8 protein-coding genes are annotated in these 13,296 nt (G+C 38.7%); 5 read left to right on the forward strand and 3 right to left on the reverse strand.

Features of this window, described 5'->3' with window-relative positions:
- Positions 1-317: 317 nt before the first annotated feature.
- Positions 318-1,298 carry a malate dehydrogenase gene (locus ABVT42_RS12255; protein ID WP_353897418.1) on the reverse strand — a complete coding sequence of 327 codons (981 nt, stop codon included), beginning with the start codon at positions 1,296-1,298 and terminating at the stop codon, positions 318-320.
- Positions 1,299-1,673: 375 nt separating this feature from the next.
- On the opposite strand from ABVT42_RS12255, the gene ABVT42_RS12260 reads away from it, so the two are divergent.
- The 5 genes from ABVT42_RS12260 to ABVT42_RS12280 all read left to right on the forward strand — a co-directional run bounded on the left by ABVT42_RS12260 (position 1,674) and on the right by ABVT42_RS12280 (position 9,961).
- Positions 1,674-2,138, forward strand: a complete 465-nt coding sequence (locus tag ABVT42_RS12260; protein WP_353897417.1) for a hypothetical protein — start codon at positions 1,674-1,676, stop codon at positions 2,136-2,138.
- A gap of 208 nt (positions 2,139-2,346) precedes the next feature.
- Entirely contained in the window at positions 2,347-3,849 is a 1,503-nt protein-coding gene (locus tag ABVT42_RS12265; RefSeq protein ID WP_353897416.1) for a TolC family protein, read from the forward strand.
- The gene (locus ABVT42_RS12270; protein WP_353897415.1) at positions 3,839-5,404 is read left to right on the forward strand and encodes an efflux RND transporter periplasmic adaptor subunit; all 1,566 of its coding nucleotides are present in this window, start codon (positions 3,839-3,841) and stop codon (positions 5,402-5,404) included. The genes ABVT42_RS12265 and ABVT42_RS12270 overlap by 11 nt, the downstream gene beginning before the upstream one ends.
- On the forward strand, positions 5,401-8,550 hold the full coding sequence (locus ABVT42_RS12275) for an efflux RND transporter permease subunit (protein ID WP_353897414.1): 3,150 nt from the start codon (positions 5,401-5,403) through the stop codon (positions 8,548-8,550). The genes ABVT42_RS12270 and ABVT42_RS12275 overlap by 4 nt, the downstream gene beginning before the upstream one ends.
- Before the next feature lie 139 nt (positions 8,551-8,689).
- A complete protein-coding gene (locus ABVT42_RS12280; RefSeq protein WP_353897413.1) occupies positions 8,690-9,961 on the forward strand; it encodes a hypothetical protein in 1,272 nt (423 codons plus the stop codon).
- A gap of 67 nt (positions 9,962-10,028) precedes the next feature.
- On the opposite strand, the gene recG is transcribed toward ABVT42_RS12280, so the two are convergent.
- Both recG and ABVT42_RS12290 read right to left on the reverse strand, forming a co-directional pair.
- Positions 10,029-12,122, reverse strand: coding sequence for an ATP-dependent DNA helicase RecG (gene recG, locus ABVT42_RS12285; RefSeq protein ID WP_353897412.1), 2,094 nt, complete (start codon positions 12,120-12,122; stop codon positions 10,029-10,031).
- 45 nt (positions 12,123-12,167) lie between these two features.
- Positions 12,168-13,094, reverse strand: coding sequence for a hydrogen peroxide-inducible genes activator (locus tag ABVT42_RS12290; protein ID WP_353897411.1), 927 nt, complete (start codon positions 13,092-13,094; stop codon positions 12,168-12,170).
- Between the last annotated feature and the right edge of the window lie 202 nt (positions 13,095-13,296).

Consider the following 13,296-nt stretch of genomic DNA (forward strand, 5'->3'; position numbering starts at 1 on the left):
TGCTTAATCGCCTGACGAGATTTGTTGCGTTAAACTCAATGATAAAAGCGCTTCAACGTGCATTTCCTTGAGAGAAAATTGATGAGTTTTTCTTTTTTCAGGGACGACTAATTATGCTGATTCGAGTTCAATTGTTGATTATTGTCGTCATTCCTTTATTGGCTGTGTTAATGGCTAAAGGTATTGGGTACATCCATTCATAAGAAAAGTTGGTGAATTGACGAAATCAATCGCAGTCTTATAAAAAATAAGGGAGCATGTGCTCCCTTATTTTTCAAGATTTAAATTTTTGCTGATGCTTATGTGGAGAAGACCTATTAAGCGAATAAATCAGCGCAGGTATCTCTTTCTTCCTGAAGCTCTTTTTCTGACTCTTTCATTTTGGCAACAATAAAGTCACTGTTTTCCAAACCAGTTACAATTGTCCACTCGCCGTCTTTACAAGTCACAGGGTAAGAATAAATTAAACCTTCTTCAATGCCATATGAGCCGTCAGAGAACACCGCCATTGAAACCCAGTCGCCTTCTTCGGTACCAAGTACCCAGTTATGCATATGGTCGATTACGCCATTAGCTGCAGAGGCCGCCGAAGATGAACCGCGAGCAGCGATAACTTCTGCACCACGCTTGGCAACTTTAGGCATAAATTCTTCATTGGCCCAGCTCTCATTAACCAGACTGCTAGCTTGCTCCGTTCCTACCAGAGTATGCGCAATATCTGGTACTTGAGTTGTAGAGTGATTACCCCAAATAGTCAGCTTTTTAATGCTGTTCATTGGTTTGCCTGTTTTTTCTGCAAGCTGATAGATCGCACGGTTGTGGTCAAGGCGAGTTAATGCGGTAATATTACGTGGATTTAAGGCTGGTGCGTTTTTCAATAAAATATATGCGTTAGTATTGGCTGGATTACCGACAACGCAAATTTTAATATTTGGATTCGCAACATCATTGATAACTTTACCTAAGGTACTGAAAATTTTACCATTATCTTTCAGTAAGTCAGAACGCTCCATGCCTGGACCACGAGGTTTTGCGCCAACCATCAAACCATAATCGGCATCTTTGAAAGCAACGGCAGCATCATCAGTACAAACGACATCTTCAAGCAATGGAAAAGCACAATCGTTTAATTCCATTTTTACCGCTTCAAGTACTTTAAGCGCAGGAGTAATTTCTAACAACTGGAGAATAACGGGTTGGTCTTTACCTAGCATTTCTCCTGATGCGATTCTAAATAATAGAGAGTAGCAAATTTGGCCAGCAGCCCCAGTCACTGCAACGCGTACAGGTTGTTTCATTGTTCAATATCCTCAAATTTTAAAAAAATGATGGCGTTAGTGTCGGGCTGATTGAATATTATGCCCGGAACAGGTGGCGGCGATTTTACCACAATGATAGGCAGTTACCTACACCTACCTTAGAATTGATTGCATAATAGCGTCAGATTGGCGTTGTTTTTAACATCTTGGACCGATTTCAATAATTGTTGAATCAGCTAGTATATAACCAGTTGTTTTAACATGAATGAATGTGTATGACTTTATCAAAAATAAATAAGCGCCATTTAATAACCTGAAACAGATTAAACAATGACAATTTTGGGTACGTTGGTTTATTATTAAAGTTATTGATTGCGGCACCAGGCTGTATATTTAAGATTTTTAATTTTTCTGATGGATCATATTAATCAACATTCATTACATACCTGCCAAACTAATCCAAAGTGGTTTATATTACTGTTGGTGCTGTTTGTTGGTGTGCAATTGACGCCAGTAAAGAGTAATGTTTCTTGCGACTCAATGAAGTCTTCAAAAGTTTTAACGATGCAAAATACCTCACTCCAAGGTAATCATCAGAATCATTTTTCTTCTGTTCAAATGGCAATGGATAAAAATTCTGATCATCATACTAGCGGCCAATATCAAGCTAATGAACAGCATCAACGTATGTCATGCTGTGATGAAGACTCGCCTTGTGAAATGGCTTATTGCCAAATGTTGGCACCCAGCACACTATTTTTATCAAGCTATAAATTGTTAACTGAGATAAATCTTGCATTTACCGGAATTTCTCATCAACGATTTGCTATTAAATCGACATTTTACGCCACACCTTATCGCCCTCCAATTATTAGCTAGTTTCAATTTAGTGATATTGATTGAGTTGTTAAAGTTGCTTGACGACTAAATATTCTATTTTGTTTGATTCAAAACATTAACTCGTCGATTCATTTTTGCTTAATCAATTTATTAAATCAGCAAGCTTGTGCGCGGTAGTTTTGGCTGCTGCTCATTCAATTAATTTTTATCTGGGTTATGGCAGATAATTTAAAATACGCATGTAACTATGAATATTCTCAAAAAAGTCAGGTCATATCACGGTGGCCGATGTCGATTTGTTCGAACTATCAGATTGAATGTATTGACCTTTGCTATCGCATATTTAGTCGGTCAGTCTGTGGTGAACGCCCAATCATCAATACTGAATTTCGAACAGACAATCAAATTGGCTCAGCAATACGATTTGCAATTAGCAAAAAATCAATTTAAGCAAAAGTCTTTAATAGCTAAAAGTCGGGTAGCACAAGCGATGCCGCTACCGGTTGCTTCGCTTGGACTTAATAATTTACCTAGCGATTCGTTTCGTTTAAATCAAGAAGCAATGACTCAGCTTTCGGTTGGCTTGTCTCAAGTTTTTCCTCGCGGAAATTCACGAGAACTTCATGCTCGACAGCTAACCACTCTGAGTGAACAGTATCCGCTGTTAAATTTAGATCGTAAAGCCCAAGTTGCCGTTTTAGCTGGAAAATTATGGTTGGATAATTTTTACTTAGCGCAGAGCATTTTTCTCATTCATCAAAATCGGGGCTTATTTGAACAACTGTCTGATATTGCTGAAAAAAATTATACTGCGGCTGTAGGGCAGAGTCGTCAGCATAATATTGTTGCTGCACAGTTAGAGTTAACTCGACTTGATGATCGGTTAACCCAATTAAAATTACAGCAACTTCGGCTTATTGAGCAACTAAGTGAATGGATTTCGCCAGCATTTGATTTGTCTGAAAATAGTACTAATCAAGACTTTACAGATGCCCAAATGTCACAGCAGCAAGAAAACGCTCAAATAAAGAAACAATTGCTAGCTTTAAATAAGCAAAGTCTTGTCCTACCTGAAATTAAATTAAACTCACCCGAACTGGTTACCAACAATCTACAACATTATTCGTCATCATCGCTTAATCGATATTTGCTTGCGCATCCACTTATACTTTCTTTCGAAAAGCAGATTGAGGCAAACCAAATTAATGAATCGCTAGCTAAGCAAGAAGAAAAAGTTCAATGGAAACTCAGTGCAGGCTATGGTTTTCGCACCTCAAGTGAGCAAAGTATGATGGCTGATCGTCCTGATTTATTATCGGTGGGAATTTCTTTTGATTTACCTTGGAGTAATTCTGAGCGACAGCATAATCAATTAATTTCAGCAAAATATCAAACTGCTGCCAGCAAGACCGAAAAATGGCAAAAGCTACGAGAGTTCCATGCAAATTTTGAACAAGTTAGCCAGGCAATACAGATACTAAAACAACGAAAAAAATTATTTACCAGTAAACTTTTACCACAAGTGAAGGCGCAAACAGCATCATCTTTAGCTGCTTATACACATGACGATGGTAATTTTCTCGACGTTATACAAGCTCGCATCGCTTTGTTAAATGCAACACTTGATAAACTTTTACTAGATGTTGAAGAGGTCAAACTGTTACATCAATTAAACTACTATCTAATATCGGATTCACCTGAAAAAACTTATCAGCAGTCAGCAAAATTGGGAGATAAGAATGAACAATAGAAATACCATGAAGCTTCACCTTGTCTGGTTATTGGTCGGTGCTTTTTTAGGATTAATCATTGCTATATGGATTTTAAATAGCGGCTATTTTACCAAGTTGTCAGCTTCACTCGAGCAAAATGATTCGGTTACACATCAAAAAAGTGATGAGCCCTTATATTGGGTTGCGCCGATGGATCCGAATTATCGACGAGATAAGCCCGGTAAATCGCCAATGGGTATGGACTTGATTCCTGTGTATGAAAAGGCTCATGAAGCTAAACCGCAATCACCCGAGACAGTTTATTTGACTCAGCAAGTCATCAATCAGTTAAGTGTGCAGATTTCACCCGTGCGCAAAGGCAAACTTAAGCCAATAATTAAAAGTGTTGGTTTTGTACAATATGACGAAGAAAAGTTGATTCATATTCATCCGCGTGTTGATGGCTGGATTGAAAAACTTTATGTTAAGTCTCAAGGTGCAAGAGTAGAAAAAAATCAGCCGCTTTATGAAATATATTCACCAACGCTAGTCAGTGCACAAGAAGAATATTTAATTGCACTCGAACAAAGCAATAGACGCCTTATTACTGCGGCTGAAAATCGATTGGCTGCCTTGGCATTATCTGAAACATTGATCGCTAAAATAAAACAACAAAGAAAAATTCAACAGCGCGTGACGGTTTTTTCTCCCCAGTCTGGCATAATTGACAACTTAAATATCAGAGAAGGCTACTTTGTTAAACCTGATAAAACACTTATGTCGATTGTCAGCTTGTCAGAGGTTTGGGTGGAAGCAGAAGTATTTGCACAACAAGCGTTCTACTTACAAGATCACTTGCCGGTTGTTATCACTCTAGATTATGCGCCAACAAAAAAATGGCACGGAAAAATAGACTATGTTTATCCGACAATTAATCCACAAAGTCGTACGGTTAAAGTCAGAATTAGATTAATTAACTCGACTGGGGAGTTGAAGCCTGACATGTTTGCCAATGTTAATATCTATCCTGAACCAACTAGTGAAAATTTACTTGTTCCGCACTCTGCCTTAATCCAATCTGCACATGGAAATCGGGTAATTGTTGCACTAGGAGGCGGTTACTTTAAACCGAAAGTTGTTGAAGTTGGTGAGTTTGATGATAAATATATTGCCATTAATCAAGGACTTGAAGAGGGTGAAAAAGTGGTGACATCCGCACAGTTTTTAATTGACTCTGAATCTAATAAACAAGCTGCATTTTCTCGTATGTCTGAACATGAATTTAATGATGAGGAGCCAAATAGCGAGGAGTCAAATAGAGAAATACCGACTGCAACAGTTAAAGGGAAAATTAATCAGATGGATAATAGCCAGCGACTATTTAATATTACGCGAGAAGCAATTCCTCAGTGGGACAGAGCTTCAGCAACAATGGATTTTTGGGTAGATACTCATATCGATATAATGTCTTTTCAACCTGGAAATATTGTTGAGTTTACCTTTGAAATTAATAATGGTGAATTTAAAATTATTAAAATAACAACACTGTCAAACTCAACATTATTGAATCTTGAGGAGGACTTTAAGCTATGATTATGTCAATAATTCGTTGGTCTATTTACAATCGTGGTTTGGTTTTGTTAGCTACTTTTGTATTGATTTTGGCGGGCATACTCGCCATTCGTCAAACACCAATTGATGCGATTCCTGACCTCTCTGATGTACAAGTAATCGTTAAGACTTCTTATCCCGGACAAGCGCCTCAAGTGGTTGAAGATCAAATTACTTATCCATTATCAACGGCTATGTTATCGGTTCCTGGTGCTAAAAGTGTGCGTGGATTTTCGTTTTTTGGTGACTCTTATATTTATATTATTTTTAATGAAGATACTGATTTATATTGGGCGCGTTCACGCGTACTCGAATATTTAAGTCAGGCTGCTGCTACCTTACCTGAATCTGCCAAACCACAACTTGGACCTGACGCAACTGGAGTGGGCTGGATTTATATCTATGCGCTGGCTGATAAAACCGGACAGCATGATTTGAGTCATTTAACGAGTTTACAAAACTGGTTTTTAAAATTTGAATTACAATCAATAGCTGGTGTTTCTGAAGTTGCCAGTGTTGGCGGTATGATTAAGCAATATCAGGTTGAAGTTGATCCACTAAAACTTCAAGCTTACTCTATTCCCTTATCACATGTTCAAATGGCTATACAGCGAAGTAATCAAGAAATTGGTGCCAGTGTGATTGAGCTTGCTGAGGCGGAGTATATGATACGTGCTTCAGGTTATATTGAAGATATTGACGATCTTAAAAACATTCCGATTGGTATTTATGAAAATGGTATACCGTTACTTTTAAAAGATATAGCTCAAATTTTACTCGTGCCACAAATACGCCGAGGCATTGCAGAGTTAAATGGGGAGGGTGAAGTTGTTGGTGGTATTGTCGTCATGCGCTCTGGTGAAAATGCTCAGCAAGTGATTGCACAAGTTAAAAGCAAGTTAGAAAGCCTACAAAAAAGTTTACCAGATGGTGTTGAAATAATTTCTGTTTATGATAGAAGTCAATTGATAGAACAAGCTGTTAACAATTTAGGATTTAAATTAATTGAAGAGTTCTCGGTTGTTATCTTAATTTGTATGCTTTTTCTGTTTCACTTTCGCTCTTCTATGGTCATTATGTTGAGTTTACCAATTGGCATTTTGACTGCTTTTATCATTATGCAATGGCAAGGTTTAAACGCTAACATTATGTCATTAGGCGGAATTGCTATAGCGATAGGTGCAATGACCGATGGTGCTATTGTCATGGTAGAAAATATGCACAAACATTTGGAAAAAGCGGCTGAAAAAAATGCCGTCATATCAGAAAAACAACGCTGGCAAATTGTATATGAATCTGCTTGCGAAGTTGGTCCAGCATTATTTTTTAGTTTACTTATTATTACCGTGAGCTTCATGCCTGTTTTTACATTAGAAGCTCAAGAAGGAAAATTGTTTGCGCCACTGGCTTTTACAAAAACTTATGCAATGGCTGCCACGGCTGGCTTGGCAATTACTTTAGTACCCGTTTTAATGGGATATTTTATTCGAGGAAAAATTACCGCAGAAAAAAATAATTCGGTTAATCGACATCTAATCAGATTATATATACCTGTATTAAAGTTAGTATTAGCGCATCCCAAAAAAGTAATAATAGTTGTGATGTTGCTAGCATTAAGTACACTTTGGCCTTTAAATAAAATTGGTAGCGAATTTATACCTCCGCTTAACGAAGGTGATTTAATGTATATGCCGACAACTTATCCCGCTATTTCTATTGGAAAAGCGCGACAAATATTGCAGCAAACTGATCAACTTATTCGTACGATTCCGGAAGTAAAAAATGTGTTTGGTAAAGTCGGTCGAGCCGATACGGCAACCGATCCAGCGCCTTTAACGATGATAGAAACATTTATTCAATTAAAACCTACTACGCAATGGCGTGAAGGAATGACTATTGATAAATTGAAAAGCGAACTCGATCAACTGGTTCAGTTTCCGGGGCTCACAAATGCTTGGGTAATGCCCATAAAAACACGAATCGATATGTTGGCAACCGGCATTAAAACGCCTGTGGGTATTAAAATATCCGGTCCCGACTTATCTCAAATTGAAAGTATTGGTCAGTCTTTAGAAGGATTATTAAACGAAGTTCCTGGCACACTTTCAGTATACTCAGAGCGGGTTGCTGGTGGCCGATATATTAAAATAGACATCAATCGACAACAGGCAGCTCGTTATGGTTTAACTATTGCCGATGTTCAGCAGATCATAGCCACAACAATTGGTGGAAAAAAATTAACTCAAACCACTGAGGGGCTTGAGCGTTATCCGGTTAATTTACGCTACCCACAAAATTATCGACAGACACCACAGCAGTTAAAATTATTGCCAATTGTCACAAATAAAGGTGAAAAAATTGTGTTAGGTGATGTTGCTAAAATTTATTTGGAAGATGGTGCGCCCGGAATAAAAAGTGAAAATGCACGGTTAACAGGGTGGACTCTAGTCGATATTGAAGGTGTGGACGTTGGACACTATGTTGAACAAGCCAAACAAATTGTGGATGACAAATTGGTATTGCCTGCTGGGTACGCTATTAATTGGTCAGGGCAGTATGAATATATGATGCGCGCAAAAGAGAAGTTGATGGTAGTTATTCCCTTAACATTAGGCATTATTCTGGTTTTGCTTTTTTTAAATTTTAAAAATATATCTGAAGTAATCATTATTGTTGGTACGTTACCATTAGCGATGGTGGGCAGTTTTTGGTTGATGCATTGGCTGAGGTATTATCATTCGGTGGCGGTGAGTGTCGGATTTATTGCGTTAGCTGGAGTTGCGGTCGAAATTGCGGTGATTATGCTGGTGTATTTAAATCAGGCCTTTCAAATGCAGCTGAAACGTTGTAACGATGAGCCTCATCTACTGGATGATTCCACGCTTAAACAGGCCATTTTAGATGGTGCTGGTATGAGAATTCGTCCGGTAATGATGACCGCGCTCACTATTATTGTTGGTCTAGTACCGATCTTTTGGGGAGATGGCGCGGGTTCTGAAGTGATGCGCCGCATTGCTGCGCCAATGGTGGGTGGAATGATTAGCGTGTTACTATTAGTTTTGTTTGTTTTACCTGTTGTCTATTATCTGTGGCGACTTCAGCAACTGAATAAAAAAGCGACAATTTAAATTAAATTATATGGTGATAAACAATATCTGTACAATTATCGCGATAAACAATCATATTGCGGACTGGTTAGATAGATTTTACGGTTTAAAATCGGCTAACATGAGTTAAAAAATTACTTTTAATTTTTTGGAGTCATCTGTGTCTTTGTTAAAATCCTTATTATGTTTACAAGGAATGGACAATGGTCGCCGCTTTTTAGTGGTCTATTTATCGGCCTACCTGCTATTTTTGATTTTTCAACCTTTGTTGGAAAAATCTGTTGTACTGTTTGCTTTTTATCTGATAATTGCTTTACCTGTGATTATTTCCAGTGCTTTGCGGCGTATTCGAGATGCAGGTATAGCGTCAATGCTTGCCGCTGTACCTTCGTTATTTTTTCTAATTGCCGTTTCTGCTATTACCTTTAAGGCGACAACAACCGGATATACCTTTTTAATTTTATCTGTTTTAGTGACCGCTGGCTTAACGGTTATTAGTCATGCGCGCGCGCGCAGAAAACCTGATTACACGATGGGGTATGCCGGACCTGTCAATTTGCAAGAAACAGAAGTCTCTCCTGTTCAAAATCCGTTACAGCGAATTGAACCAACGCTTGCTGTACAAGATTCAGATCGGGATTCGGTTTCTAACGATGGTGAGCTCTTATCTGATCAAGTCAATAAACCAAATATATCGGTAGCGAAACAGTCAGAAAGTAATCATGATGAGTCTGTTGATGAATATCAGATAGATATACATGCAAATGAAGCGCTAACCAATCTGCAACATTCTTTGCAGTTGGAAGCTCAAATGCAAGATGATAAAACTGTGACTGACTCAGTGATTGACAATCGATTATCGGTGACTGAGCCGCCACTGAATATAGAGAAAAAAATTGAGCAATGGTTTTTAGGTCATCAGAAATTGGCGAGTGTTATTGCGATTTCTGTCGTTGTAATTTTGTTTTTAATGGTTTGGTTGTTGACTGGCGATAGCCAAGATAGACCTGAAAAAAATGCACAAACGCCCGCAACTAAACCACAAGATATAGTAAAAGTCCGATTACATAAATTGCTGATGCCAGATAACTATTGGTTAATGTTAGATGAAAATGATGCTCTCACAATTGCTTGGCAGGGGAATGTTCGTGACGATGGCGAATATTGGTCTTTGGCCTCGGCCAAAGGTGACAAAGACTGCTTAGATATTTGGTTTGATAATGGTGAAAAATATAGAAGCTTATTGGTGACCAGTAAAAATAATGGCGACTACTATGCTGATTTTTCACCTGTGGATACTGCCAATATTATCCAGTCAATTGCATTACGCAGCCGTTTTAAACTATGTGGTATTGAGTTTTCGTTAAAGGGCACGCAAGCTAAATTGATGAGTAAAGAAAAATATCGACAATATATAGATGTGACCGAATGATTACTTAGCGAAAAAGTGAGTACTGAGTGAAACCATATCATATAACTTTAATTGGCAAAAAAACGGGCTAAACTCGGCTTAGTTGCACACCTTGTTTTACCCAGCGAGCACACAGCGCTTCAGCGATTTTAGGATGTTGCGTCATAATATCATCGGCACAAAAATACACATCTGGTAGCATTTCGCTATCGCGAATCAAATCAGCAAATTTATATTCCAGCACGCCAGTTTGACGTGTGCCCAATACTTCGCCGGGCCCTCGCAATTCGAGATCTTTTTCAGCAATTACAAATCCATCATTAGATTCGCGCATGACTGTCAAACGTTGTTTGGCGTTTTTAGATAATGGCGCTTTATACAGCAATACACAGTGGCTTTCTTTCTCTCCTCGACCAACACGACCGCGCAATTGGTGAAGTTGTGATAATCCTAAACGTTCCGGATTTTCGATGATCATTAAACTGGCATTCGGGACATCAACACCGACTTCAATGACGGTAGTTGCTACCAATAAATTTAATTCATGATCTTTAAACGCTTGCATCAATTGCTGTTTTTCATCAGACTTTAACCGGCCATGGATTAATCCAATTTTTAATTCGGGTAAAGCCTGCTGTAGCTGTTGGTGAGTGACTTCTGCTGCTTGACACTGAAGCTCTTCAGACTCATCAATTAAAGTACAAACCCAATAGACTTGACGATTTTCAGTAATACAGTTGGCTCTGACTCTCTCGATAAGTTGTGCTCTTTTAGTTTCATCCATAACAATAGTCGTGATGGGTTTACGCCCGGGGGGGCGCTCATCAATAACCGATAAGTCTAAATCAGCAAAAGCGGTTTGAGCAAGTGTGCGCGGAATTGGTGTTGCTGTCATTACCAGTTGGTGGGGTTGATATTGCTGATTATTAGCAGCTAATCCTTTTTCTAACAGGGTTTTACGCTGTTCTACCCCAAAACGATGTTGTTCGTCGATTACCACCAGGGCTAATTGATTGAAGGAAACTTGTTGCTGAAATAGAGCGTGAGTACCAATAATCATTTGTGCATCACCTTGCTCAATTGCTGCAAGTGCCGCTCGCTTTTCGGCAGCGGGCATTTTGCTGGTAAGTAAGCAAGTTGTAATTTGCCAAGGTTTAAACCATTGTGTAAAAGATTTAAAGTGTTGCTCGGCTAAAATTTCTGTTGGCGCCATAATTACGGCCTGTAATCCTGCGCCAACAACATCGAGCATACACATTGCCGCAACTAATGTTTTGCCACTTCCAACATCTCCTTGCACCAAACGCATCATTGGATAGGAATGCTGCAAGTCTTGTCTGATTTCCTGGATAACTCTTTGTTGTGCATTAGTCAGTTTAAATGGCAAAGATTGCAAAAATTTTTCGCTGCTACTATGTGGCTTTTTAATCGCATAGGCTTGATGTTGTTGGATAGACTTTTTGACTTTTTGGAGTGCGATATGTTGCGCTACCAACTCTTCAAATGCTAACCGTTTAATTAGTGGATGATCACCATTTTCAATAGCATTTAATGAAAGATCTAACGGAGGTTGATGAAGCATTAATAATGCTTTGGCTAAGGCAGGAAACTGCAATTTAGTCAGCCATTCAGATGGAATAAGCTCGGTTACTTCAGCGCGTTTTAAATAGTTTAATGCCTGCTGCATGATTGCCGTCAGTGAGCGTTGTTGCAGTCCTTCTGTCGTTGGATAGATTGCTTTTAAGCCTTCACTTAAACGAGGTGTATTTGAATCGTGCAAAAAAGTAATTTCTGGATGAATCATTGCATAACGTTGCCCGGAAAAACTTAGTTGACCATAACATTGAATATACTCGCCGCGCACAAATTGCTTTTGCTGTGCACTAGAAAAATAAAATAAACGAATATCCATCATTCCTGTTGCATCAGACACTTTACAAACTAATGAACGACGTTTACCAAAAACGATATCTACTCGCTCAATTTGAGCAAAAACTTGAGCATACTCGCCTTGACGTAAACTACCAATAGGATGGATGCGACTGCGGTCTTGATATTTATACGGAAGATGAAAAAGTAGATCTTCAAGCGTTCTTATGGATAGACTAGCCAGCTTCTCGGCGACTTTCGGGCCAACACCTTTCAGTGAGCTAACTTGAATACTGGCTAGTTTCGTTTGCAATGTTCTTTCTGTCTAAAATTAATTGGTTGGACAGGGGTAAAAAGTTTAATCCTTTTTTAATGGTAACAGATCGACCTGACCTCGCAGTGCAATTTGTAAAGATTCTGCGATAACACTAATTGCTTCTTTTCGAGGAAAACTTGAACGCCATGCCAGAATAATTCTTCTTTTGGGAACAGGATCGGCAAAAGGTCGGCTATCTAAACCAGGATAATCAGCTTGTTTGGCAAGCGCAGTTACCGGCATTACGGTTATTCCCAGCTTCATTGCAACCATATGTCGAATAGTTTCCAATGAACTGCCTACAACCCAGGCATCGGAGTTTGCAGTTGGCGAATGACAATTAGGGCAAGCTGCAACAACTTGATCGCGAAAACAGTTTCCTTTACCCAACATCAACAGTTCATTACTGGGAATGTCGCTGACATCGATTTTTGACATTTCACTAAATGGGTGTCCTTCATAAAATAGCGGCATAAAGTCTTCGTCATAAACTTCCATGGTTTCAATTGCCGGGTCAGAAAAGGGTAATGCTAGTACGGCGACATCGATTTCTGCTGTAAGTAATTTTTTGCGTAAATTTTCGGTGTAGTCTTCATCAATATGCAATGGCATTTGAGGAAATTTTTCGCGCATAAATGGAATTAGAGAAGGATACAGATACGGTCCGATAGTAAAAATTGCGCCCATTTTGAGTACACCATCAAGCGGACTTTTTTGTACACTTTTTAAATAATTGAGTTTTTCAGCCTCTTCAATAACTTTTTGTGCCTGCTGGACGACAGATTCCCCCTCGGGTGTCACTTCAACTTGTCGTTTGCCACGTTGAAATATTGTAATGCCAAGCTCTTCTTCGAGCTTTCTGACTGCAATACTCAGGCTGGGTTGACTAACGTGGCATGCTTCGGCTGCTTTACTGAAATGTTGTGTTTGTGCAACAGCGACAATGTACCTCAGTTCATTTAGTGTCATGACAATAACCTTTAAGGTTGGATTGTGAATATCATAAAACTATAGAATGCTCGGTGCAATAAATATTTTATATAAAATAGCGATATTGTGATATTGGAAATGTTGGTTGTAGTGAAAAACTGCTGCAAAATCCGTATTGATTTCAAATAGATCAATCGCACATCGATAATTAGCTTACAAGCTTCTTTGCTTGTGAAACATT

The organism is Aliikangiella maris, assembly GCF_040719265.1.
Taxonomy (GTDB): Bacteria; Pseudomonadota; Gammaproteobacteria; order Enterobacterales; family Kangiellaceae; genus Aliikangiella; species Aliikangiella maris.